Source organism: Legionella rubrilucens, from assembly GCF_001468125.1.
GTDB classification, from domain to species: Bacteria; Pseudomonadota; Gammaproteobacteria; order Legionellales; family Legionellaceae; genus Legionella_C; species Legionella_C rubrilucens.
The window spans coordinates 453,144-477,290 of record NZ_LNYT01000007.1 but is presented as its reverse complement, the minus strand read 5'-3'; the positions used below and the strand labels follow the sequence as shown (position 1 = coordinate 477,290).

Below are 24,147 nucleotides of genomic sequence, written 5' to 3'. Positions count from 1 at the left end.
GCTTAGCGCTCCAGGCTTGCAGCCAAAGCATCCAGTTGCGCCAGGCTTTCTTCGTAATTGACGGCTTCATTCATCCCCTGGGCAATGTAATTGCTGATGGCTTCGCGATAGGCAATGGCCTTATCCAGCTGCTTGTCGGTGCCTTTGGTGTAAGCGCCCAGCAAGACCAAATCCTTGTTTTTTTCATAGATGGACAAATATTTTTTAAGCACTAAGGTTTGACTCATTTGTTTAGGGTCCGCAATGGCCGGCATCACCCGGCTTATCGAAGCCTCCAAATCAATCGCCGGATATTGTCCCGATTCCGCCAGTTCCCGGCTTAATACGATGTGGCCGTCTAAGATGGCGCGAGCGGCATCGGCAATAGGATCCTGTTGATCATCCCCCTCGGTTAATACGGTATAAAAAGCAGTAATCGAGCCGCCCTCCTGAGTGCCATTTCCTGCTCGCTCAACCAGTTGCGGCAATTTGGCAAACACCGAAGGCGGGTAACCTTTGGTGGCCGGGGGCTCGCCAATGGATAAGGCGATTTCCCGCTGCGCCTGGGCAAACCGGGTCAGTGAATCCATCAGCAGCAACACGTGTTTTCCCTGATCACGAAAATATTCGGCAATGCTGGTTGCAACCATAGCGCCATGCAGGCGCATCAATGGGCTTTCGTCGGCCGGCGCCGCGACGACCACGGCGCGCTTTAACCCTTCTTCACCCAGATTGCATTCGATGAATTCTTTCACCTCGCGTCCCCGTTCGCCGATAAGCCCGACGACGACCAGATCCGCCGCGGTAAAACGGGTCATCATACTGAGCAGCACCGATTTACCCACGCCGCTGCCGGCAAACAAGCCAAGCCGCTGACCGCGGCCGACGGTCAGCAGGCCATTAATGGCGCGAATACCGACATCCATGGCTGTGGTGATCGGCGCTCGCTGCAGGGGATTAAACGGGGCGCTGGTCAAAGGATAACTTTCCGCCGCCACCAAGGGCTCACCGCCGTCAATGGGAACACCGGCGCCATTTAAGATTCGCCCCAGCAATTGACCACCCACCTTCACATGGGCAACACGACCGCTTGGGGTAATGAGCATTCCGGGGCCTATTCCCTGGGTTTGGCCAATGGACATCAGGTAGGCGCACTCGCCGTCAAAACCCACAATTTCGGCTTCTACCCGTTCAGTCTCATTTAGTTTTACCCAGCATCGCGCGCCAACCGGGTAATGAAACCCCTTGGCTTCAAGCGTTAAGCCAACAGCCCGGCTCACATGACCGCAATGCCTTAACCCGGAATCCGGGACCTGGCGGAATTTTTTTAAGGCATCCACCAGACGCGATTCGTAAATAACCATTATTCGTCTTCGATAATATCAAGCGTTAAGGAACCCAAATGAGCGCTGAATAAATTCATCAAACGGGTTTTTAAGGTGCCATCCAACTCACTGTATTCATTTCGCAAATAAAAATCGCCGCGCGACAGGGTGGAGTCGCTGACTAACATGGTGATGATGTCGCGGTATTTATGACTTAACTGGCTTTTCAACCATTCAACATCTTCGGTATTCATCACCAGTTGCTGGTCGCGGCGAAGGCTTGGCAGTTCTTTCTTAATCTCTTCAAGCAAAAGCAGGAGTTTTTCTGGCGAGTTGGAAATTTCAATGCCGATGCAGGCTTCGCAAAGCCAGATGATGGTCTTGATGATTTCTTCACTGACATTTTTGTCCACCAGCTGCACCGGATTCTGGATAAACTCAAGCCACTGCTTTAATTCCTCCCGCAACTGATTCATTTCCTCCTGGGCCTGCTGCAATCCCTCCTGATACCCTTTGGCTTTAGCCTCTTCGCGCAGGCGTTCGCATTCAGCGGCCAGGAGAGCCTGTTCATCCACCGCAGGATCTTTAGCCGGTTTTTCATCCTTCTTATACTCCCAGACGCTGAACTCCTTTTTATTGGATTCGTCATACAGGGGTTGAAAATCCTTGTTCATAACGTCTTATCCCAATGATTAAATCATTTCCTCACCGCCCTTGGTGCCCAAGGAAATCTTGCCTTCTTCTGCGAGGCTTCGGGCTATCGCTAGAATATCACGTTGAGCCTTTTCCACGTCGCTGACTTTAACAGGCCCCTGCATTTCCAGGTCTTCACGAAGCAAATCGGCTGCCCGTTTCGACATGTTGGTGAATATTTTCTCCTTCACAGGCTCGGTTGTTCCCTTTAAAGCAAGCATGAGCTGCTCGGTGGTCACATCGCGAAGCAGGGTTTGCACGCTGCGGTTATCCATGTCGACCAAGTTTTCAAAGACGAACATTTTGTCTTTGATCTTGTCGCATAATTCCTGATCCCATTCATTGATCTTTTCAAGCACTTCCGCTTCAACGGTACCGTCTAAAAAGTTAATCACGTCAGCCACGCTCTTAATACCGCCCACCGAAGCGGTTTTAGCTACTTTTTGTCCGCTTAATTGCTTTTCAATGACATGACCTAACTCTGAAATCGCTTCGGGCTTGACGGTATCGATATTGCACATGCGAAGCAGCACTTCCGCGCGTTTCTCAGCAGCGAAATAACTGACCACTTCGGCTGACTGCTCACTGTCTAAGTGAATCAGGATGGTCGCAATAATCTGCGGGTGTTCGTTACGGATAACGTCGGCAATGAGACGGGCGTCCAACCACTTTAAACGGTTAAGACCGCTGTCTTTGTCAGAAACCAGAATACGATCAATAAAGGGGATGGCTTTTTCCTCGCCCAGGGCATTAATCAATACGTTACGCAGGTAGTTTTCGGTATCCACCGTCAGACTGCTTTGTTCCTCGATGGCATTCAAAAACTCGCTGAGCACGTTCTGCATTTTGGCCTTACTGACGTTATTCATGTTGGAAATGGCCATACCCACTTTTTGAACCTGCCGGGGCTCAAGGTACTTCATGACCTCCGAGGCATTTTTTTCCCCCATCCCCAACAACAAAATGGCTGCTCGTTCTATACCGTCCATCTTACTTACCCCCGATCAACCCAGGTTTTTACTACTTGCGCTACCCGTTTGGGCTCTTTGTCCACGACTTGTCGGAGCAGGTGTAACTGCTGGTCATAATCGCTGAGATTGGTCGGCAATCCCTTTCCTTCATAAGACAAGGCGTTCGGCGTTTCCGATGGGCCACGTTCCTCCTCGCGGCGCGAATGGGCTAAAGTTTTGAATAAAGGCCGCAATACGCCAAACACGATGGCTAAGACAAATAAACCACTCAGTACTTGTTTAATAATTGACCAAAAACTGTCTTTTTGCCAGAAACGGGGCTCCGGAAGGCTTTCAATGGGCTCCGGTTTCACAAAATTACTGTTGACCACATTCAAACTGTCCCCCCGTTCGGGATTTAAGCCGATGGCGTCAGCCACTAGCACTTTCACCTGATCCAGTTCGGCTTTTGATAAGGGTTTGACTTCCATTTTCTTGGTCTTTTCATTCATCACCGAACGGTTATCGACCAAGACCGCGACAGTCAGACGCCGGATTGTTCCGGGTTGATTTTTAGTGTGGCTGATGGTCTTATCCAACTCAAAATTCTTGGTACTTTCCTTATGCACCATGTTGGCTTCAATATCCTGATTCGTCATCGCCTGCGAATTGATGTTACGGTTTCTGACTGGCGTTAAGGTGGAATTGGCAGGCGGAGTATTGGACAAGGCACCAGGAACACCACTGGCCGCATTGGGACCTACGTTACGGTTATCCTGGACCAATTGTTCACTGCGAACGGACGGCATCTCCGGGTTATACATTTCCTGCGTTTGCTCATAGGAGGTAAAGTCAATATCAGCCGACACTTTGGCACTGACCCGTCCGTACCCTAAAAGCGGCGTTAAGATGTCCTGAATTTTCTGCGCGTATTGCTGTTCCAGCGTTTGCCGGTAATCAAGAAACCGCTCGGTTTCAGTGAACAGCGTTTGGCCGCCGCCTTCGCTTAATAACTGCCCGTTCTGATCCACCACCGTCACACGACTGGCCGAAAGGCTCGGAATGCTTGAAGCCACCAGGTTAATGATGGAAGCGATGGTCTGTTTTTTAATTTCTACGCCTGAATAAACATCAATAAACACCGAGGCACTGGGCTGACGTGTATCCCTGACGAAGGCTGATTCCCGGGGAATGGCGAGATGAACCCGTGCGGATTTGATGTCGTGAAACTGGCTGATCGTTCGCGCCAGCTCCGCTTCCAGAGCCTGAATGTAGCGCGCGTTCTCCATGAATTGGCTGGTGCTGAATGAATTGTTGCCTGCAAACAATTCGAAACTTCCGCCGCTGCCTCGAGGCAACCCTTCTGCGGCCAGTTTCATGCGGGCAGTCTGAACCTGATTGGTGGGGACGAGAATCATGCCATTGGTTTCATCCACTTTGAAACTGATGGCATTACGCTGCAGCACATCGACCACATCAGCCGAATCACGGTTGCTGAGCTGGCTGTACAACGGCATGTAGCTTGGCTCACGCGACCACAACACCACTCCGAGGCCAATGGCTACGCTGGCAGCCAGCCCAACCAGCAGGCCCAACTGCCTCATGATTGAGAGACTTGCAAATTTTGCGGCCGCTTTGGATGCGCTGTCAGCCAATGCCATGATTAACTCCTGTCCACCTGAATGACCTTACCGTTAAATCGGCATATTCATAATATCCTGGTAGGCCTGCACGAAACGATTGCGCACGCGTAATGCAGCTTCAAAACCCAGGGTGGCCTTTTGGCCTGCAATCATCACCTCGCCAATACTGACATTGGGATCGCCTAATTCAAACCGCGTTTTCAAACCGTCCGATGCCTGTTGCAGGGCATTCACCTCACCCAGAGTCTTTTGAAAAATATCGTTAAACTGTACCTGATCGTTTGCAAATTCCACGCTTTTTCCTTGTGCCTCACTGGCCATGACTTTCATCTGATTCAACAAGGATACGGTATTGATATCGCTCATCATGCTGTCCTCTTAATGATACTTATAAATAACCCTTACCCCAGCTTCTATAATTACGCGCCTTGGCAACAGCCGTCAAATATGATGCAAATTTAAACAACATACCCCTCTTCCCGCATCCTCGCGAGTTTATAACGCAGGGTGCGTTCACTGACGCCGAGGACAGCCGCGACCTGCTGGCGGTTTCCCTGGTGCTCTTTCAAGATCTGCTCAATCAAATCAAATTCATGATTCTGCAGGTTTTTAACCTCTTTTTTTGTGCCTGACGCCGCCGTATCCGGTAATTGCAAATGCTCTGTTTCAATGACATTCTGCGTTTGCAGGACCAACGCCCTTTGCACCACATTATCCAGTTCGCGGGCATTACCCGGCCAGGCGTAGCGAAGCAGGGCCTGTTTGGCCTTGTCGCTTAGTACCGGGGTAACCGGCAGGTTATTCTGGCAATGACGGCGGATTAAGTAATTGGCCAGGGGAATGATGTCATTGGGACGTTCACGCAGCGGCAGCCAATGCAGGGGGAAGACATTCAGGCGGTAGAATAAGTCCTCGCGGAAACGCCCTGCTTTCACCTCATCCAGTAATTGACGGTTACTGGTGGCCAGTACCCGGACATCCAGGCTAATCATCTTGTTAGCGCCGATCCGCTCGACTTCTTTTTCCTGCAATACCCGTAGCAGCTTAGCCTGCAGGCCAAGACTCATTTCGCTGACCTCATCGAGTAACAGCGTACCGCCCTGGGCCTGTTCAAATTTGCCCGGTGTCGACTTGTAGGCACCGGTAAACGAGCCTTTCTCGTAACCAAAGAGGGTGGCTTCCAGCATTTGTTCTGGAATGGCCGCGCAATTGATGGCGATGAACGGGTGCTCGCGGCGGGGGGAATGATCATGGATAAAATGGGCCAGGACTTCTTTGCCTGTACCGCTTTCACCGGTAATCATGACGCCCACATCCGACTGTGCCACCCTTAACGCCATGGACATGAGGGCCTGGCTTTTGGGATCCTGAGCGATCGGCTCGGAATCATCCATGGACAGCGGTTTAATGTAGTGATTGATTTTTTCAGTCAATGTATGGGCGCTGAAGGGCTTCTGCAGATAATCCACTGCCCCCTGGCGCATGGCATGCACTGCATCATCAATCGAGCCATGAGCAGTCATTAAAATGACAGGAACGCCGGGATTACGACGTTGAATTTCAGACAGCAATTGCTGCCCATCCATTTTATCCATGCGAATGTCGCTCAATACGATGGCCGGGTTATGACGTTCCAGCATGGCTAAGGCCTCTCTGCCATCGCGGGCAGCGAGAAAAGAATGACCGGCCAGACTCATCGTCTCACTCAAGGCTTCGCGTAAAACAGGATCATCTTCAACAATTAATACGTCGCTCATGAACAACCCCTCTCTTATGTCATTCCACTAAATGAATTGTCACACAACACCCCTGACCTGGCGTCGAGGCAAGCATAACCTGCCCGCCATGGGCCTTGACCACAGCCTGCACCACCGCCAGCCCCAATCCTGTTCCCTGAGCTTTGGTGGTGAAAAAGGGCGTAAACGCCTGGCGTTTTGACTCTTCGGATAATCCGAGGCCATTGTCTTCGATTTGAATGGTAACCCCCTCCCCCTCTTGCAGTTGAAGGGTAATTTTAAGGGCATCAGCCTCTGCCTGCAGTGAATTATTAATCAGATTCAGCAGCGCCCCAATCAAGGATTCGCTGTGGAGGCGCCATAGGGCCGGCGGCAATCGGTTATTGATTTCCAGTTTAATTTTTTGATTGTCAAGGAGAGTATAAACACGCTCTAAAAAGCGATAACTCCATTGTCTCAGATCCGTTGGGGCTAACACCAGGGCTTCCCCGCGGGCAAACAGCAGCAGGTCGGCAATCTGCTGTTCAATGCTGGCATGGCAATCCTGCAGGCGGGATAACCATTGCAGGCACCGCTCGTCAGTCACCTGTTGCTGCAGATGATCCGTGTAGAGGCGGGCGGAAGCCAGAGGCGTACGGATTTGATGCGCCAATTGAGCCGTCATGCGCCCTATCATCATCAGCCTGTCCTGATTCGCCTTGGCGTCTTCATAGTCACGCGTCGTCGTTAAATCAATGAGCGTCACCAATTGGCCGGGAACACTCTCCAATGAAGAAATCGCTACATTAACCCGGCGCCCATCCACTAAAGACACTTCATGGCCATCGTCCGCCCGCGGCGAAAAAACCCGATTAATCACATCCAGCCACAGCTCGCCGCGCAAATCACCGCCCAGCAGATGGCTGGCCGCCTGATTAAGCCAAACGATCAATCCCTGGGTATTCAGCACTATTAATCCACAGGGGAGGCAGCCAAGGATTTCCTTCTCTGAGAGGGTAAATGGACGTTGGTTCTGTCGGTCAATGACTGTGCTCATGGCATTTCTTTTTATCCGTTTTAATTCGACTTTAGCAAAGATCAGGCCAAATTAAAAATGCCAATGCAATCAATACATTATTTGTTTACAAATCGGTTTTGCCGAATAATTGACGGTTAAAAACACAGGGAAGTCAAATTATTAACTCAATGCCAGAAGCTGTCCGGCTATTTTTTTGTTTTAGAGTCTTCATCCAGGCTGCGCAGAAAAGCCAGCTTTTCGGCTATCCTGATTTCAAGGCCGCGGGGTACCGGCTGGTACCAGCCCGGAGCTTTCATCCCCTGAGGAAAATAGTTTTCACCAGCCGCATAGGCATGAGGTTCGTTATGGGCATAACGGTAATCATGACCATGCCCTATTTTTTTCATCAGCTTGGTCGGCGCGTTGCGTAAATGCAGCGGCACGTCACGCGACTTGTCATTTTTAACAAATTCACGCGCCTGATTAAAGGCGTTGTAACCCGCATTGCTTTTAGCGGCCACGGCCAGATAAATCACGGCCTGCGCCAGGGCCAACTCCCCTTCCGGTGAACCCAGCCGTTCATACGTTTGGGCCGCCTCATTGGCAATCTGCATGGCTTTGGGATCGGCTAAACCAATGTCTTCCCAGGCCATGCGCACAATACGGCGGGAAAGATAGTAAGGATCAACCCCGCCATCCAGCATGCGGGCAAGCCAGTACAGGGCTGCATCCGGATTGGAGCCTCGTACCGATTTGTGCAGAGCAGAAATCTGATCGTAAAAATAATCCCCACCCTTATCAAACCGCCGCTGCGTGGAGGCCAGCACGTTCTGTAAAAAATCGAGCGTGATTTGAGTCTCCTGTTTCGCTTCAGCGGCAGTCCCCACCTGCTCAACCAGATTCAGTAAACGCCGGGCATCGCCATCAGCCAAGGCAATAAGCTGTTCGATTGCTTTTTCATCAAATTGCAAAGGAGGCAATGTTTCCCGTGCCCGATGGAATAATCGGGTTAATTCTTCCTCGCTCAATGATTGAAGAACATAAACCTGCGCCCGTGATAACAGGGCTGAGTTGACTTCAAACGAGGGGTTTTCCGTTGTCGCACCGATAAATGTGATAAGGCCGGATTCGGTAAACGGCAGAAGCGCATCCTGCTGTGATTTATTAAACCGGTGAATTTCATCAATAAACAGGACTGTCTGACGCCCCTGCATCAGAAACGTTTTGGCCTGCTCAACGGCGGCGCGAATGTCCTTTACACCGGAAAACACGGCTGACAGGGCAATCCATTCGCAATCAAACGCCTTGGCGCTGAGCTTGGCCAGCGTGGTTTTACCAACGCCAGGCGGCCCCCAGAGAATCATGGAATGCGGCTTTCCGGTTTCAAAGGCAAGCCGTAAGGGTTTACCCGGGCCTAACAAATGCGCCTGACCAATGACTTCATCCCAGTGCTCAGGGCGCAAACGCTCCGCTAAAGGGGCATGAGGCGGGTCATCAAACAAACTCATTGCTGCACCACATCCACTCCTTTCGGCGGCTTGAACTGGAACAAACGACCAGCCAGTTTAGGATTGGATTTAATATTGGTTAACTTCACCACCGTGTGCTGACCTAACTGATCAAACAACTGAATGCCGATTAACATGTCTTTATTAAACAGAAGTTTCACCTGCTGGAAATTTTCCTTGGGCGATTTGGCATGCAGATCATAAAGCTGATTTTTTCCCTGATTGGATACAGTGACATTGAAATCACGGGTCACGGTATCATCATAACCGCTTAAAAACAAAGCTGCCGTGCCCCCTAATCCTTTCTCCTGTTTTTTAACCGTGACCTGCTCCAGATCCACATCATACACCCAGAGCTTCTGGCTGTCGGCCACCACCAGTTGCTCCATGGGGCTTTTAGTCTCCCAGCGGAAACGCCCCGGGCGCTCCAGCGCCATGGTACCCTGAGAATTGGATACTTCACGTTTCTTGGCCTTAACCACCTGGCTGAAATTAGCCGTCATGCTGCGGATATTGTTTAATTTGACTTGCAATTCTTCAGCCACAGGCTCGCTGTAAGCCGTGCTGAATGCCACCAATAAGATGGACAGGATCAGTTTTTTCATGGTTTATTCCTCGTTAACCGTTGCAACCAGTACATCCCTGTAGCCCCCTTCCAGAGGCCCGACAATGCCGGTGCGCTCCATTTCTTCTATCAGGCGGGCGGCGCGGTTGTAACCGATTTTTAACCGCCGTTGAACAGAAGAAATGCTCGCCTTGCGGGTCTGCAATACAAATTCCACCGCTTGATCATACAAAGGATCAGAGTCTTCGGTATCCTGGTTCTCTTCACCAAAACCACCGCCTCCGCCTTCACCGTCGCCGCTGAGCTGGGTGATTTCATCGATGTATTCCGGCTCACCACGGGCACGCCAGTCATCCGCCACCCGGTGAACCTCCTTGTCATCAACAAAGGCCCCATGCACGCGCAGGGGAGCGCCGCTGCCAGGCGCCAAATAAAGCATGTCGCCATGACCAAGCAACTGTTCAGCACCCTGTTGATCAAGGATAGTACGCGAATCAATTTTTGACGACACCTGGAATGACATGCGCGTGGGGATATTGGATTTGATTAATCCGGTCAGCACATCCACCGAAGGACGCTGGGTGGCCAGGATCAGATGGATTCCCGCCGCACGGGCTTTCTGGGCGATACGGGCAATGAGTTGCTCCACTTTTTTGCCCACTACCATCATCATGTCGGCGAGTTCGTCAATGATCACAACAATATAAGGTAGGGTTTGTAACTCGGGGGCGCTTTCGTCCATTGAAGAGACCGGTTTCCACAGCGGGTCTTTTAATGGTTCGCCCTTGGCCTGGGCTTCGTTGACTTTGGTATTGAAACCGGCAAGGTTACGCACCCCCATCGCCGCCATCAAACGGTAGCGTCGCTCCATCTCGCCCACACACCAGCGCAGGGCGCTTGCCGCCTCTTTCATGTCCGTCACCACCGGGGCCAGTAAATGCGGGATGCCGTCATAAACCGACAGCTCAAGCATTTTGGGATCCACCATGATGAGACGCACCTGATCGGGTGTTGCCTTAAACAGCAGGCTTAAAATCATGGCATTAATGCCCACTGACTTACCTGAACCTGTGGTTCCAGCGACAAGAAGGTGGGGCATTTTGGCTAAATCAACCACCATGGGATGCCCGGCGATATCCACACCCAGGGCCAGAATGAGCGGCGAATTGGCCTGTTGATAAACCTCGGAAGACAGGACTTCGGATAAACGGACAGTCTGGCGGTGCTGATTGGGTAATTCAATACCCACAACTGTTTTTCCGGGAATAACTTCCACGACACGAACACTGGTCACCGACAGCGAGCGCGCGAGATCCTTGACCAGGGAAGACAAGCGGCTGACCTTAATGCCTGCCGCCAGCTGCAATTCAAAACGGGTCACTACTGGCCCGGGGTGAACCGCAACAACATCCGCCTGAATACCAAAATCAAGCAGATGCTGTTCGACATCGCGCGACAGGGTTTCCAGTTGCTCATGCGTGTAACCGCCCAAAGCCTTGCCGGGTTGACCCTTGTCAAGAAGATTAATCGAAGGCAGATTACCCAATACCGGAACAATCGGTTTATGGGCCCGAGGGACCTCCCGCGGCGGTTCTTTTATTTCCCTTTCCACAACCTTCGCCGGGGGCGGTGCGACTTCCAGTGGGGGAAGTGCGGGGACGATTGCCGCAGCCGGCACCGTCAGGGAAGGTCCTTTGAGAACCGGCAGTTCGGCTTTTTCCTTTTTTATAAGCGGCGGCCTGCGCTCACTGGACGGCGCAGCCGGCTCCTGATGCGTTGCAAACTGTGCAAGCCTTGCCTTCACGAGAGCGGCCAGTTGCTGTCCCCATTTAAACAGTTTCTGCGAGAACTGCAGGGTATAAAAACCAATGAATTCGGTCGCGCGCACCCAGGACAACCCCGTCAACCAGGTCACCCCCACCAATAAAATAGCCAACAGCAGCAGGGCTGCGCCCTGGGGGTTAAGCGCGTAGTCAAAACCACCGGCAACAAAATCGCCAAGCCATCCTCCCGCACGGTGGGCAAGTCCTTTAGTCCCGGAGGACTCCAGGCTTAACAGACTGCAGCCGCCTATCATTAAAAACAGGAAACCGCTGGCACGAAGCAGCAGTGCCGGTTTATTCACTGTACGCAAAGCCCTGTGATCCTGAAGAATCACCCAGGCCACATAAGCCACGCACAAAGGCAACAGGTAGGCAAAATAGCCGAACATCCAGTAAAGGGCATCCGCCACATAAGCGCCCACCTGACCGCCTGCGTTATTGACTACATCACTGCGTTTAGTTACATGAAACCAGCTTGGATCGGAAAAGCTGTAGGTATTCAGTGATAATAAAACGAATAATGCACAGGTTAAAACCAGAATGAAACTGCCTTCACTTAATCGTCGTATCAAAAAATTCGGCAGGATTTTTTTCGAGTTATCGACCTTGGTACTTGCGTCTTGTTTTGCCATAGCTATTTTAAAATCAGTTGTTTTGTCATACTATTTTGCATCTTAACATAATTCATGAGGAAGGCAGAGATGATCAGCAGTAACAATCACCATCGCCTTATAATTCTCGGCTCAGGCCCTGCCGGATACACCGCCGCCGTCTATGCCGCGCGCGCCAATCTAAAACCCGTTCTCATCACAGGCATGCAGCCTGGCGGGCAATTGACCACCACCACGGAAGTCGACAACTGGCCCGGCGACATCGAAGGCCTGATGGGTCCCGCGCTGATGGAACGCATGCAGAAACACGCCGAGCGATTTGACACCCGGATTATTTTTGATCACATCACTAAAGCCGAACTTCAGCAAAAACCCTTCGTGCTGCACGGCGACAGCGAAACCTACACCTGTGATGCCCTGATTATCGCCACCGGCGCCTCCGCACGCTACTTAGGTCTTGAATCCGAAAAAGCCTATCAGGGACGCGGCGTTTCTGCCTGCGCCACCTGCGATGGCTTTTTTTACCGCAATAAAACAGTCTGTGTGATTGGCGGCGGTAATACAGCCGTGGAAGAAGCTCTCTATTTATCCAACATTGCAGCCAGTGTGACGCTGATCCATCGTCGTGATACCCTGCGTGCTGAAAAAATTCTCCAGGATAAATTGTTTGAAAAAGCACAAAACGGCAACATCCGTCTGATGTGGCACCATACCCTTGAAGAAGTCGTGGGAGATGCCATGAAGGTTACGGGCGTGCGTCTGCGTCAGTTGCAGACCAATGAAATCACGGAATTACCCATGGACGGCGTCTTTATCGCCATAGGCCATGACCCCAATACCGCCCTGTTTAAAGGACAGCTCGATATGAAGGATGGTTACCTGACTATCCGTTCGGGACTTGAAGGCATGGCCACCGCAACCAATATTCCCGGTGTCTTTGCCTGCGGCGACGTCGCTGATCACGTGTACCGTCAGGCTGTGACTTCGGCGGGGTTTGGCTGCATGGCGGCTCTTGATGCCGAAAAATACCTGGATGATCTGGGAGAATAATTATTGCGCCATTGACCTTCCTCATCGGTGATGATTTTGTTTTCCCCAATCCAAATCAGAGCGATGAGGAAGGCCTTCTTGCCGTAGGCGGAGACCTTGCGCCCCACCATCTTTTACAGGCATACAGTCAAGGGATTTTCCCCTGGTATCAGGCAGGCTCTCCGATTTTATGGTGGTCGCCTCCAGAGCGGTTGCTGCTGCAACCCGATCAATTTAAAGTCTCCCGCAGCCTCAAAAAAGCCCTGCAACGCCCCCATGTTTTCCGCAGGGATAGTCATTTTAGCGAGGTCATTAAGGCCTGCGCCACGTGTGAAGGGCGGGGGGAAAATCACACCTGGATAACGCCGGAAATGCAGGAGGCGTACATTACGCTTCATCATCTGGGCTATGCGCACTCGTTTGAAATCTGGACAGAAGACAACGAATTGTGCGGCGGACTGTATGGATTGAGCCTCGGACGCGCTTTCTTTGGGGAATCCATGTTTCATTATCAACGCGATGCCTCCAAAATGGCGATGTATTATCTCTGCCGGACTTTAGCCGGCTGGCAATTTGATTTTATTGATTGCCAATTGCCTACCCCTCATCTGATGAGTCTTGGTGCAGTGATTGTCGACCGATCCCATTTTTTAAAGCGTTTAAAGGACAGTTTGACTTACCCTACACGGCAGGGATCGTGGTAGCCGCATTGAGTTTATTGCCATATGGGATAATTTAGTGCATCATTTGTGCCTTATTCTCGTTCCATTTTTGTGAGAGCTTATGGCAAAAGAAGATCATATTGAAATGCTGGGTACTGTTATCGATACCTTACCCAATACCATGTTTCGAGTCGAACTGGAAAATGGCCACATTGTGACGGCCCATATTTCCGGTCGTATGCGTAAAAATTACATTCGTATCCTTACCGGCGACAAAGTAAAAGTCGAATTAACCCCTTATGACCTGAGCAAAGGCCGCATTATCTTCCGCGACAAGAATTAGTCTTAACGGTTGTATTCCCTGCCTGAGCCTCTTCATTTCTATTCATTATGCCTGTCCCAGACAGTATCCGGATACCGCGGACAAGCCGCGGTATGCAGAATTGAACGCCCCCCTAAAGTCCTGCTGTGTATAACCGCATTACTCCCCCGCCACCATCATTTGTGAAATTAAAATCGACCCGCAACGGGTAGCAATATTGGGATTGATGTCCGTTCCTACCGCTGCAATATTGAAGAACATGTCTTTTAAATTGCTGGCAATGGTGATTTCCTCCACGGGATGTTGAATTTCACCATCCTTGACCCAGAAACCCGTCGCCCCTCGGGAATAATCCCCTGTTAAGCCATTGACGCCCTGGCCCATCAGTTCCGTGACCAGCAGGCCTGTGCCCATTTGTTTGAGCAACGACTGCAAATCCCCGGCATTGGCATCCACCGTGAGGTTATGTACCCCATCGCTGTTTGCCGTGGTTTTCAAACCCAACCGACGCGCGGAATAACTGCCAAGCACGTATTGACAGACCCGGCCGTCCTCCACCAGCACATTGTTTCGGGTCGGTACCCCTTCACCATCAAAGGCCGAGCTGCCCAAGGCCCTTAACAATCGCGGTTGTTCATACATTGTAAACCCCTGGGGGAATACCTGTTTGCCGATGGAATCCAGTAAAAACGAATTCTTTCGATATAAATTGGAACCGCTTATTGCACCGACGAAACTTGAAATTAAACCGCTGGAGACCCTGGAAGAAAAAATCACCGGCAGTTTCTGTGTTTTGATTTTACGGGCGCCCAGACGCTTCACGGCACGATCCACGGCACTTTCAGCCAGTTCTTCAGGAGATTTTAATTCACTGGCATGACGGGCCGTGGTGTAATCATAATCACGCTGCATGCTCTCCCCTTCCCTGGAAATCAGGGAACAGCTTAAACTGTGGCGCGATCCTCGCATTAAGCCTTCCCCGCCGTACGTGTTGGCATAACCGTAACTGTAAGTGTAGGTGCCGAAATTGACGCCATCGGAGTTGGCAATGCGCCTGTCAAGTGACAGGGCGTGCGTTTCACAGGCCAACGCGAGCTCAATGGCTTCCACTGGCGTAATGACCCAGGGATGGTAGAGATCAAGGTCGGGGTGTTCGTTGGTCATTAGCTCTCTGTCCGCAAGACCAAAACAGGGATCAGCGGCACTGACTCTGGCAATGTCGCAGGCGGCATTGACCATGGCATCCAGGGCTTTCGGGGACGTGTCGGTACTGCTGGCTGACCCCTTGCGATGCCCGAAATAGACGGTCAGGCTTACCCCCTTGTCTTCATTAAAGGAGACCGTTTCAACATCTTTCATGCGCACGTCAACGGAAAAACCGCTGTCATGATTGACTGAAACTGCCGCATCGCTCGCCCCTTTTGCTTTGGCCAGCGCCAGGACTTCCTGCATTAACGCCTTTAAATTCCCGGTTGACTGTTCCTGTACTCTTTTGTTATTTTGCGTTGATATTTCCATTGGCAGTCCCCTTACTGCTGAAGTTTTGTTTCAAGGATACAAGTTTACTATGCTCAAGAAAACCATTGCACCCTTTAAATGGCTGACGCGAGCTTCGAAAACAGCATTTACCCTGCTGATGGTGGTTCTGGTGCTCAATTTTGCCGTGGCGGCCAGCGACTGGCAGGAATTATCTCCCGGTATTGACTACCAGGACATAGGCAGCGGCTACCTCACTCCCTGGTCGCATATTCATGCTTTCCGTATTCATCTGAAAGACAACCGCCTGTCGCTGGTGATGGCACGGGACTTATCGCAGCAGTATGCATCGGTCGATGAATTTGCAGCCTTCAGCAAAGCACTCCTGGCTATTAATGGCGGTTTTTTTGATGACAATTACAATTCCCTGGGGCTTCGCATCAAGGACAAAAAGCAGCTTAACCCGCTTAAGCCAATCAGTTGGTGGGGTGTTTTCTACATTAAAAACAACCACGCCTACTTAGCGAGCGCCCGCCAGTTCTACCCAAGCACCCAGATTGATTTTGCTGTACAAAGCGGTCCGCGCCTTCTGGTCAATGGCAAGATTCCCCCGCTTAAAGCAGGTCGGGCAGAGCGCACAGCCCTGGGGATTACCCAGGATGGGCATGTCATCATCCTGGTCACCGACCATGCCGCCATGTCCACCACGGAGTTGGCGCAACTCATGAAAGCCCCGCCGCTTAACTGCTTGAACGCGCTCAATCTGGATGGCGGAAACTCCACGCAGCTGTATGCCAAGCTGAAAAATTTTCGCCTGAATGTCCATGGCTTTTCCAACGTCAGCGATGCCATCATCGTCAAAGCTAAAAAGTAGATTCCAAAGCGCTTGTTTTCTTAGGACTCTAAGCATCGCTTACGTCTGGATTTTTGCGAATTAACAACAATTTATCCACAGCTTATTCCCTTGCTTTCCACAAGAAAAACACAATATCTTGAGCTAGAATTATAGAATACACACTAGATATTGGGTTGGTTTTACTTTACTATGAACAAAGCGTCAGAGAAAAATAACAAGAAAAATATCTCGGGAGAAACCATGTCAGAACTTCTTGAGCCGGTAAAAGATGTGCCGCCTATCAGTCAGCTGGAATTGACAGCCAATGCCCCTGGGTTGCTTAAAACCATCAAGCGCAACGGCAAAGTGGTTAGTTATGATGAGAACAAGATTAAAGTAGCGATTACCAAAGCCTTTATTGCTGAGGAAGGGGCCAATGCGGCAGCGTCCAACCGCATTCATGAACTGATTGAAGGCATCGCAAGACAGGTCACACAGGCCTTTAAACGCCGTATGCCAAGCGGTGGAACCATCCACATTGAAGACATCCAGGATCAGGTGGAATTAGCCCTGATGCGCAGCAGCCAGTATAAGGTGGCGCGCGCTTATGTCCTCTACCGCGAAGAACATCGCAAAGCCCGTGAAGCCAAACTGCAACAACAGGCTGCTGAGAGCAAGGTGCCTCTCATTACCATGCCGGACGGCGAATTAAGACCGCTGGACATGGATCGGTTGCGCACGATCGTGGAAGAAGCCTGCCGTGACCTTGAAGCCGTCAGTGCCGAACCCGTGATTAAAGATGCCCTGCGTAACCTCTACAATCAGGCCAAGCTTGATGACGTGCACAAAGCGCTGATCATGGCCGCTCGCACTCTGGTGGAAAAAGAACCCAATTACACCTACGTCAGCGCCCGCCTCCTGCTCGACAGTCTGCGCAGCCAGGCATTGAACAAATTAGCCCTGAAGGCGGAAGCGACCTTTGACGAGATGGCAGAACTCTACCCTGCCTATTTTAAAACCTACCTGAATCAGGGTATTGCTCAAGGCATTCTGGATACCAAACTGGCTGAATTTGATTGGGACAAACTGGCGGCTGCCCTTCTGCCTGAACGCGACATGAAGTTCACCTACCTCAGTCTGCAAACCCTTTATGACCGCTATTTTATTCATGAGAAAGGCGTTCGTTATGAATTGCCGCAGGCCTTCTTCATGCGCGTGGCCATGGGTTTAGCCCTGCGTGAAAAAGATCGCGAAGCCAAGGCCATTGAGTTTTACCAATTGCTGTCCTCCTTTGATTACATGGCTTCCACGCCCACACTGTTTAACTCAGGAACAATCAGACCGCAATTATCCAGCTGCTATTTAACCACCATTCCCGACAACCTGGACGGCATTTACAGCGCCATCAAAGACAATGCCCTGTTGTCCAAATTTGCCGGCGGTCTGGGTAATGACTGGACGCCTGTTCGTGCCATGGGTTCGCATATCAAAGGCACCAATGGCAAGTCACAGGGGGTTGTACCCTTCATGAAGGTGGCGGATGTGACTGCGGTTGCTGTTAATCAGGGCGGAAAACGCAAAGGGGCTGTGTGCGGTTACCTGGAATGCTGGCACCGCGATGTTGAGGAATTCCTCGAGTTGCGCAAAAACACCGGCGACGACCGACGCCGTACCCATGACATGAATACCGCCCTGTGGATTCCTGACTTGTTCATGAAACGGGTGAATGAAGACGGCGAGTGGACTTTATTCTCACCGGATGAAGTGCCTGAATTGCATGATCAATACGGTAAAGCCTTCGATGCCCTGTACATCGACTATGAAGAAAAAGCCCGCCAGGGGAAAATCAAAAACGTCAAAACGCTTTCGGCCCAGAAGCTGTGGCGCAAGATGTTGTCCATGCTGTTTGAAACAGGCCATCCCTGGCTCACCTTTAAAGATCCCTGTAACCTGCGTTCACCGCAGCAGCATGCTGGCGTCATTCACAGCTCCAACCTGTGTACCGAGATCACACTCAACACGTCCCAGGAAGAAATTGCCGTCTGTAACTTAGGCAGTATCAACCTGCCTGCTCACATCAGCAATGGGCAGATCGATCGCGCCAAGTTAAAGCGCACCATTACCACCGCGGTTCGCATGCTGGATAACGTCATTGACATTAATTATTATTCAGTGCCTCAGGCTCGCCATTCCAACCTGCAACACCGACCAGTCGGTTTGGGATTAATGGGCTTCCAGGATGCGCTTTACGAGCTGAAAGTGGACTATGCTTCACAACAGGCCGTTGAATTTGCGGATGAGTCCATGGAGTTGATTAGTTATTATGCCATCGAAGCCTCTTCTGATTTAGCCAAAGAACGCGGCAGCTACTCCACTTATGAGGGGTCTTTGTGGAGCAAAGGCATTCTGCCGATTGATTCCATTAATCTGCTGCAGCAGGCCCGTAACCAATACCTTGATCAAGATCGTTCACAACGGCTTGATTGGGAGCCATTACGTGTTAAAGTACGCACCCAGGGCATGCGCAATTCCAATGTCATGGCGATTGCACCGACAGCCACGATTTCCAATATCTGCGGTGTCGCCCAGTCGATTGAGCCGACTTATCAGAACCTGTACGTGAAATCCAACCTGTCCGGTGAATTCACGGTCATCAACCCTTATCTGGTGGCTGATTTGAAAGCGCTGAATCTCTGGGATGAAGTGATGGTCAATGACTTAAAATACTTCAATGGCAGCGTTCAACCCATTAACCGGATCCCGTCTGAGCTGAAAGCCCGCTATGCGACAGCTTTTGAAATTGATCCCCTGTGGTTGGTTGAAGCCGGTTCCCGCCGTCAGAAATGGATTGATCAGGCGCAGTCATTGAATATTTACATGGCCAAGCCTTCCGGTAAGAAGCTGGATGAGTTATATAAGCATGCCTGGAAACGCGGTTTAAAAACCACCTATTATCTACGCAGCTTAGGCGCCAGTAACGCGGAGAAGTCAACGGTTACTGATGGTGCTCTCAATGCCGTATCGGTCGATGAACCCAAAGTGTGTTCGATTCTCGATCCGGATTGTGAAGCCTGCCAATAAATTGAGGAGAACCCAATGTCAGTACTAGAACAACATGTCAGCGCACCCGGTCATACGGGTGCCACAGGTTTGGAATCCCTGGAGATGGGGGCCGGCCGTATTCAGGTTGATGATAAACAAATCATTAACTGCCGGGCTGATTTAAACCAACTGGTTCCCTTTAAGTACAAATGGGCCTGGGATAAATATTTAACTGCCTGTGCTAACCACTGGATGCCTAACGAAATCAACATGAGCGCGGACGTGGCATTATGGCAGGATCCCAATGGCTTGACCGCGGATGAACGCCTGATTGTTTTACGTAATCTGGGCTTCTTCTCCACAGCGGATTCGTTAGTCGCCAACAACCTGGTTCTGGCTGTCTACCGCCATATCACCAACCCGGAATGCCGTCAGTATCTGCTGCGTCAGGCCTTCGAGGAAGCATTGCATACGCACGCTTATCAGTACATCATTGAAAGCCTGCGTCTCGATGAAGCCGCTGTCTTTAACATGTATCGCGAAATTCCTGCGGTAGCCAATAAAGCGGCCTGGGCCCTGCCCTTCACCCAAAGCCTTGGCGATCCCACCTTCCATACAGGCACCCTTGAAGCGGATCAGCGTTTACTGCGTGATTTAATCGCTTTCTATGTGGTTTTTGAAGGAATCTTCTTCTATGTCGGCTTTACTCAGATTTTGTCCATGGGACGCCGCAACAAGATGGTTGGAACCTCTGAGCAGTTCCAATACATTCTGCGCGATGAATCCATGCACATGAATTTCGGTATCGATGTCATCAACCAGATTAAAATTGAAAATCCTCACTTATGGACACCGGCCTTTAAGGAAGAAATCGTCGCGTTGATTAAAGAAGGGGTAACTCTCGAGTATCAATACGCTAAAGACACCATGCCGCATGGAATTCTGGGTATGAATGCCGAGATGTTTGAAGAATACCTGCATTTCATCGCCAACCGCCGTCTCGCGCAAATTGGCCTACCGGAGCAATATCCAGGCGCTGAAAACCCTTTCCCCTGGATGAGTGAAATGATGGACTTGAAAAAAGAGAAAAACTTCTTTGAAACCCGCGTCATTGAATACCAGGCAGGCGGTACTTTAAGCTGGGATGAAGATTAAACCATACGGGCCGCAAGGCCCGTTTTTATTGCCCGATAAAATGGAATAAAGGGTAAAAATAAGTTCAACACACTAATTCTGCCTGCAGACTCCAACTGAGCAAAGCGAGTATAAAAATTAAAAATTGGCCATCTTTTTTTTCAAAGATGAAGAACACAGTGTCATGCATTTGCAAGAATTTACTTGGCAGTCTATTCAACCCGACAAGGGAGGCAAATCACCAAAGACTTATCAATTTATTATTGAATTCAGCATGCATTGCTTTACCCGTGGCTTTAGCCCCGAAGAGAACATTGATAAAAATCTCCTCTATGAGCATTTTAATGAAAAAAGATTATTTGATTTTAAACGGTATGAACTTTGCAAAGACCGGCCCAATATTATAAAAAATATAGATAAGAAAACGTGTTTTCATACAGGAAAAAGTAATTTTTTACCATTGAGTTATTAAATGATGAAAATAGTAATTATGCGATTTACTTTAAAATGAGTAATCTAAAAAGAGTCTGCTGAGATTATTTATAGAAAGTGCTTATGTACGGGACGAAAAACACTTGTCCTCTCAACCTAAGCGAAAAAAGATTTCCTTTTTTGTTATTGCCAATAACGTTTTAACCAATAAGCCGATAATTATTCAGAATAAAAAACCTGAATACTCAGGGCTTAGAATTAACCAGGCTCGCTTTATAACCGCTCTTTGGCAGGTATCGATGGCTCGATGGAGGAGTGCATAGCAAACGCTATCCCGTTCATACACCCAATATTGATCATTTTGGCAAAAAAACAAGGAAAAAGCATTCCTCTGGATGGGAGCAATGAACTTATTTAAACACTACGAATCAACCACTCGGTATGCTTCATGATTTGCTCATCACCTTGGCTTGGCGGATACCTCGGAAGTATAGGCCGTGTCATTCGCTATCTTTGCCAGTGCTTCTTTAAAATCCATGGTGCTGGAAGGCTTACTGTCAAATTCACTGATGGCTTTATCCAGCGCCCCCTGAAGGTTTTTTAAGACCCGTTCGGTGACACTGTACAGTTTGTGGGTATAGCCCTGCTCTTTTAATGCCTTGATTTTAAAATCGATATTCTCCCTCAACGCAATTAAACTCTCTTTGCTGGGGGAATTTAAATCGTTCAAGGCGATTTCCAATCCTTTAAGTACATTGATTTTCCCTTGTAATTTCTCTATCTGCTCTGGCGACAATTTGCCGCTTTTTTGGCCGGCATCCAATTCTTCTTTTAATTTCAAATGACGGTTTCTGACGGCATCCACGGCCACCGTTATTTCGATTTCTGCCGAGGTTTTAATGTGGGGCCTAAGGATGACTTTTTTACTGTAATCCTCAAGACTCAACTGGCTATCCAGAAGGTTTTTCTTATCCCCCTCACTTAATATGCCCTCCTGCTTGTCATAGAGCCATTGTGAACTATTTGCCTGCAGGAATTTCCATTGTTCATAGACCCGCTGGGAAACCAGTAATGCGCCCTGGTCATGAATGGAGGCCGCACGCCATTGTCTGGGATGTTCCGGATCGGGTCTTAAACGAATCAAATCGTCAGGATCAGATATTTCTTTGCGAAACGTTTTAAAATCAAGGTTCGCATAATATTTATCAGCGATGCTTAGTGACCGTCCATCCTCAGCCTGCTGTAAAAACTGCCAATAGTGAAAGACTCGCTGTGAAACCAATTCGACACCCGGTTCACCGGGCTCTGCTTTCTGCCAATGGTCCGAGTCGGGTGGATGTTCTCTTACCAGCATTAAGTCATTGGTAATGGTCATTGAAAGCTTGTCCTTGCTGTGCCGCTTAAACCATGTTTCAGCCTTTTCAGATCCCTTCACGCCAAAGCTGAAACCACCCGCGCCATACGCTTTGGATTCCGATATGCGCCTCTCATTTAAATCCAGATCCAGCTGTTCTTCAAACCCACTGCGCTTCCAGGCCCGTCTATTACCCATAAAATTCACAATTTTCTGGAACATCGAGGGCTCTTCCCCCACGACCCGGCTAAAAAGTTGTTTGGTTCCCGGCAGGGCATCAATTCTTTTCATCAAGTCATGAATCTTGTGAAAAGGAATGCTCCACGAAGAAAAGGTTTCAGGGATAACAAAGCCCAAATCGGATTTCATCACGGCCTCACGCATACTGTCCTTGGCTTTTTCAAGAATGGCGCTTTGTTTGTGTAAATCCTTAATGCCCGAAAATCCTTTATGGTTAGCCGCCTGAATAACCAGTTTGCGTATTTGCGATACTTCACGTGCTTTGCCCCCGTCGATGGCAACGACATCATTGCCGGAATAATCCAGAGGCTTTTCTTTAGGTAAAAAACGTGCTGCCTGCGCCACAGCAGCCTGCGTGGCGACTGTTTTACCGCTGGCTGAAGGGCCAGAAACAATAATAGCCGGTCTTTCGGCCCATTTCTCGCCCGGGTAATGGTCGGTCGAGGCGTGAAAAAGCGCATTGCGGTATTCCCGGCTGTTTAATTCCTCCTCCAGTGCCAGCCGATAAAGTTTAACCCCTTCCTTGCCTAGAAAATCCTGCATGGAGATGGTTGCTGAAGCCGGATCCACTGCGCGTTTGTGTGCATCGCCCTTGTAAGAGGGTTCCTTACCCGCCTCAATGGCCGCGATATGAGCAATCAGTTTTTTACGAAAATACTGGGGATCATGGTACCCCTCATCATTTGGGGGTGCGAGGGGATGGTGGGAATCCGGGGGAACGCCCCGGTATAATTCAGCCTGAGCTTCCTGATTTAGACGCGAACTCACAAAGTGTTGCGTGTCAATGTCAGTGTAATAACCAATTTGTGAATTTAAACGTTGTTGAATAGCCTCTTTGTCTTCATCCAACGACTCACGCAACTTGTCTTTATCAACGGCCAAAATGAAACTCTCTACAACGGCGCCATTGTATAAATATAGACCAGCATGCAATAAAAAGCGGCCAATGGCCGCTTTTCATCTCCTGAATTACGCTAACGGAATAGCCGAATGGTTGGTAAAATCGTATGGATTAAACCAAAAAATTGTAAGATATAAAGAATTAATATAATCAACACCAATACATTAAGCAGGGTTTTAATCGCGCCTGGCATGGGAATGAAGACATTGACGAGCCACATTAATACACCGGCGATAATAATCAGTGCGATTAAATTAAGTAGTTCAGCCATGATAATTTCCTATCAGTGAACACATTGTAAAGTATAGCAAAGATAAGCCCGGGGAGCGTCAGGGTTGATGAATGGCGGAATCTTTTCCTACATGGAGACATCCGAATGGTCGGGCAATTGCGCATTCAACCAGCCAGTCTGAGCTTGCCTGCAGTTTAAAAATAAAACGCAAGGAGACTGTTAATCCGAGCGAGCTTCCTTTTGACTCAGCAAATCCCGGATCTCGATTAAAATGGCCGCTTCCCGACTCAACTTTTCCGGTGCTTCATCCTGTGTTCTCTGCAATAAATTAATAAGCTTAATGACCAAAAAAATAGCAAAGGCGATGAGAGTAAAATCAATCACCGTTTGCAAAAAAGCCCCCCATTTGACCACCGCATCGCCAATCTGGAAGGATTTATTCGCGACATTAATACCCCCCAACAACAAACCAATAAGCGGCATAATGATGCCATCCACCAGCGAAGAAACGATTTTTCCGAAAGCGGCACCAATAACCACAGCAACGGCCAGATCAACCACATTGCCGCGCATGGCGAATTGTTTAAATTCACTGAAAAAACGCATCATAAACTCCCTTTAGTGCATGCACGGCCATTTTACGCCAAAATGGCCGGAC

21 protein-coding genes are annotated in these 24,147 nt (G+C 49.7%); 7 read left to right on the top strand and 14 right to left on the bottom strand.

Annotation, left to right across the window (positions count from 1 at the left end; translation table 11 throughout):
* Positions 1 to 2 precede the first annotated feature (2 nt).
* From fliI to Lrub_RS05715, 10 genes are all read right to left on the bottom strand, one after another.
* The gene (gene fliI / locus Lrub_RS05760; protein ID WP_058531218.1) at positions 3 to 1,343 is read right to left on the bottom strand and encodes a flagellar protein export ATPase FliI; all 1,341 of its coding nucleotides are present in this window, start codon (positions 1,341 to 1,343) and stop codon (positions 3 to 5) included.
* Positions 1,343 to 1,978 carry a FliH/SctL family protein gene (locus Lrub_RS05755; protein WP_058531217.1) on the bottom strand — a complete coding sequence of 212 codons (636 nt, stop codon included), beginning with the start codon at positions 1,976 to 1,978 and terminating at the stop codon, positions 1,343 to 1,345. Before Lrub_RS05755 ends, fliI begins: the two co-directional genes overlap by 1 nt.
* Before the next feature lie 18 nt (positions 1,979 to 1,996).
* Positions 1,997 to 2,986, bottom strand: coding sequence for a flagellar motor switch protein FliG (gene fliG, locus Lrub_RS05750; RefSeq protein WP_058531216.1), 990 nt, complete (start codon positions 2,984 to 2,986; stop codon positions 1,997 to 1,999).
* 5 nt (positions 2,987 to 2,991) lie between these two features.
* Entirely contained in the window at positions 2,992 to 4,608 is a 1,617-nt protein-coding gene (gene fliF, locus Lrub_RS05745; RefSeq protein WP_058531215.1) for a flagellar basal-body MS-ring/collar protein FliF, read from the bottom strand.
* Between the two features lie 33 nt (positions 4,609 to 4,641).
* On the bottom strand, positions 4,642 to 4,956 hold the full coding sequence (gene fliE / locus Lrub_RS05740) for a flagellar hook-basal body complex protein FliE (RefSeq protein ID WP_058531214.1): 315 nt from the start codon (positions 4,954 to 4,956) through the stop codon (positions 4,642 to 4,644).
* Between the two features lie 92 nt (positions 4,957 to 5,048).
* Complete coding sequence (locus tag Lrub_RS05735; protein WP_058531213.1) at positions 5,049 to 6,347, bottom strand: sigma-54-dependent transcriptional regulator; 1,299 nt, start codon at positions 6,345 to 6,347, stop codon at positions 5,049 to 5,051.
* A gap of 19 nt (positions 6,348 to 6,366) precedes the next feature.
* Positions 6,367 to 7,362 carry a sensor histidine kinase gene (locus Lrub_RS05730; protein WP_058531212.1) on the bottom strand — a complete coding sequence of 332 codons (996 nt, stop codon included), beginning with the start codon at positions 7,360 to 7,362 and terminating at the stop codon, positions 6,367 to 6,369.
* Between the two features lie 167 nt (positions 7,363 to 7,529).
* Entirely contained in the window at positions 7,530 to 8,831 is a 1,302-nt protein-coding gene (locus tag Lrub_RS05725; RefSeq protein WP_058531211.1) for a replication-associated recombination protein A, read from the bottom strand.
* Complete coding sequence (gene lolA, locus Lrub_RS05720; protein WP_058531210.1) at positions 8,828 to 9,436, bottom strand: outer membrane lipoprotein periplasmic chaperone LolA; 609 nt, start codon at positions 9,434 to 9,436, stop codon at positions 8,828 to 8,830. Before lolA ends, Lrub_RS05725 begins: the two co-directional genes overlap by 4 nt.
* A gap of 3 nt (positions 9,437 to 9,439) precedes the next feature.
* A complete protein-coding gene (locus Lrub_RS05715; RefSeq protein ID WP_058531209.1) occupies positions 9,440 to 11,851 on the bottom strand; it encodes a DNA translocase FtsK in 2,412 nt (803 codons plus the stop codon).
* Between the two features lie 72 nt (positions 11,852 to 11,923).
* Between Lrub_RS05715 and trxB the strand changes: the two genes are divergently transcribed.
* From trxB to infA, 3 genes are all read left to right on the top strand, one after another.
* Entirely contained in the window at positions 11,924 to 12,880 is a 957-nt protein-coding gene (trxB, locus tag Lrub_RS05710; RefSeq protein ID WP_058531560.1) for a thioredoxin-disulfide reductase, read from the top strand.
* Positions 12,881 to 12,891: 11 nt separating this feature from the next.
* Positions 12,892 to 13,563 (top strand): leucyl/phenylalanyl-tRNA--protein transferase, encoded by a 672-nt coding sequence (gene aat, locus Lrub_RS05705; protein WP_058531208.1) that lies wholly within the window; start codon positions 12,892 to 12,894, stop codon positions 13,561 to 13,563.
* 79 nt (positions 13,564 to 13,642) lie between these two features.
* A complete protein-coding gene (gene infA / locus Lrub_RS05700; RefSeq protein ID WP_058527262.1) occupies positions 13,643 to 13,864 on the top strand; it encodes a translation initiation factor IF-1 in 222 nt (73 codons plus the stop codon).
* Positions 13,865 to 14,002: 138 nt separating this feature from the next.
* Here the strand turns inward: infA and pmbA are convergent, their stop codons facing one another.
* A complete protein-coding gene (gene pmbA, locus Lrub_RS05695) occupies positions 14,003 to 15,361 on the bottom strand; it encodes a metalloprotease PmbA (RefSeq protein WP_058531207.1) in 1,359 nt (452 codons plus the stop codon).
* A gap of 118 nt (positions 15,362 to 15,479) precedes the next feature.
* Between pmbA and Lrub_RS05690 the strand changes: the two genes are divergently transcribed.
* From Lrub_RS05690 to Lrub_RS05675, 4 genes are all read left to right on the top strand, one after another.
* Positions 15,480 to 16,193 carry a phosphodiester glycosidase family protein gene (locus Lrub_RS05690; protein WP_065235731.1) on the top strand — a complete coding sequence of 238 codons (714 nt, stop codon included), beginning with the start codon at positions 15,480 to 15,482 and terminating at the stop codon, positions 16,191 to 16,193.
* Positions 16,194 to 16,415: 222 nt separating this feature from the next.
* Positions 16,416 to 19,235, top strand: a complete 2,820-nt coding sequence (locus Lrub_RS05685) for a ribonucleoside-diphosphate reductase subunit alpha (RefSeq protein WP_058531559.1) — start codon at positions 16,416 to 16,418, stop codon at positions 19,233 to 19,235.
* A gap of 15 nt (positions 19,236 to 19,250) precedes the next feature.
* A complete protein-coding gene (locus Lrub_RS05680; protein WP_058531205.1) occupies positions 19,251 to 20,351 on the top strand; it encodes a ribonucleotide-diphosphate reductase subunit beta in 1,101 nt (366 codons plus the stop codon).
* 124 nt (positions 20,352 to 20,475) lie between these two features.
* Positions 20,476 to 20,802, top strand: coding sequence for a hypothetical protein (locus Lrub_RS05675; RefSeq protein WP_058531204.1), 327 nt, complete (start codon positions 20,476 to 20,478; stop codon positions 20,800 to 20,802).
* 420 nt (positions 20,803 to 21,222) lie between these two features.
* On the opposite strand, the gene Lrub_RS05670 is transcribed toward Lrub_RS05675, so the two are convergent.
* The 3 genes from Lrub_RS05670 to mscL form a co-directional block, all read right to left on the bottom strand.
* The gene (locus Lrub_RS05670; RefSeq protein WP_133134012.1) at positions 21,223 to 23,238 is read right to left on the bottom strand and encodes a hypothetical protein; all 2,016 of its coding nucleotides are present in this window, start codon (positions 23,236 to 23,238) and stop codon (positions 21,223 to 21,225) included.
* A gap of 92 nt (positions 23,239 to 23,330) precedes the next feature.
* Complete coding sequence (locus Lrub_RS05665) at positions 23,331 to 23,528, bottom strand: Thivi_2564 family membrane protein (RefSeq protein WP_058531202.1); 198 nt, start codon at positions 23,526 to 23,528, stop codon at positions 23,331 to 23,333.
* Between the two features lie 180 nt (positions 23,529 to 23,708).
* Positions 23,709 to 24,095 carry a large-conductance mechanosensitive channel protein MscL gene (gene mscL / locus Lrub_RS05660; RefSeq protein ID WP_058531201.1) on the bottom strand — a complete coding sequence of 129 codons (387 nt, stop codon included), beginning with the start codon at positions 24,093 to 24,095 and terminating at the stop codon, positions 23,709 to 23,711.
* Positions 24,096 to 24,147: the final 52 nt, after the last annotated feature.

Excerpts from the sequence above, each read along its gene's own strand:
- fliI (WP_058531218.1), bottom strand. The coding sequence starts at position 1,343 with ATGGTTATTTACGAATCGCGTCTGGTGGATGCCTTAAAAAAATTCCGC.
- Lrub_RS05755 (WP_058531217.1), bottom strand. The coding sequence starts at position 1,978 with ATGAACAAGGATTTTCAACCCCTGTATGACGAATCCAATAAAAAGGAG.
- fliG (WP_058531216.1), bottom strand. The coding sequence starts at position 2,986 with ATGGACGGTATAGAACGAGCAGCCATTTTGTTGTTGGGGATGGGGGAA.
- fliF (WP_058531215.1), bottom strand. The coding sequence starts at position 4,608 with ATGGCATTGGCTGACAGCGCATCCAAAGCGGCCGCAAAATTTGCAAGT.
- fliE (WP_058531214.1), bottom strand. The coding sequence starts at position 4,956 with ATGAGCGATATCAATACCGTATCCTTGTTGAATCAGATGAAAGTCATG.
- Lrub_RS05735 (WP_058531213.1), bottom strand. The coding sequence starts at position 6,347 with ATGAGCGACGTATTAATTGTTGAAGATGATCCTGTTTTACGCGAAGCC.
- Lrub_RS05730 (WP_058531212.1), bottom strand. The coding sequence starts at position 7,362 with ATGAGCACAGTCATTGACCGACAGAACCAACGTCCATTTACCCTCTCA.
- Lrub_RS05725 (WP_058531211.1), bottom strand. The coding sequence starts at position 8,831 with ATGAGTTTGTTTGATGACCCGCCTCATGCCCCTTTAGCGGAGCGTTTG.
- lolA (WP_058531210.1), bottom strand. The coding sequence starts at position 9,436 with ATGAAAAAACTGATCCTGTCCATCTTATTGGTGGCATTCAGCACGGCT.
- Lrub_RS05715 (WP_058531209.1), bottom strand. The coding sequence starts at position 11,851 with ATGGCAAAACAAGACGCAAGTACCAAGGTCGATAACTCGAAAAAAATC.
- infA (WP_058527262.1), top strand. The coding sequence starts at position 13,643 with ATGGCAAAAGAAGATCATATTGAAATGCTGGGTACTGTTATCGATACC.
- pmbA (WP_058531207.1), bottom strand. The coding sequence starts at position 15,361 with ATGGAAATATCAACGCAAAATAACAAAAGAGTACAGGAACAGTCAACC.
- Lrub_RS05690 (WP_065235731.1), top strand. The coding sequence starts at position 15,480 with ATGGTGGTTCTGGTGCTCAATTTTGCCGTGGCGGCCAGCGACTGGCAG.
- Lrub_RS05685 (WP_058531559.1), top strand. The coding sequence starts at position 16,416 with ATGTCAGAACTTCTTGAGCCGGTAAAAGATGTGCCGCCTATCAGTCAG.
- Lrub_RS05680 (WP_058531205.1), top strand. The coding sequence starts at position 19,251 with ATGTCAGTACTAGAACAACATGTCAGCGCACCCGGTCATACGGGTGCC.
- Lrub_RS05665 (WP_058531202.1), bottom strand. The coding sequence starts at position 23,528 with ATGGCTGAACTACTTAATTTAATCGCACTGATTATTATCGCCGGTGTA.
- mscL (WP_058531201.1), bottom strand. The coding sequence starts at position 24,095 with ATGCGTTTTTTCAGTGAATTTAAACAATTCGCCATGCGCGGCAATGTG.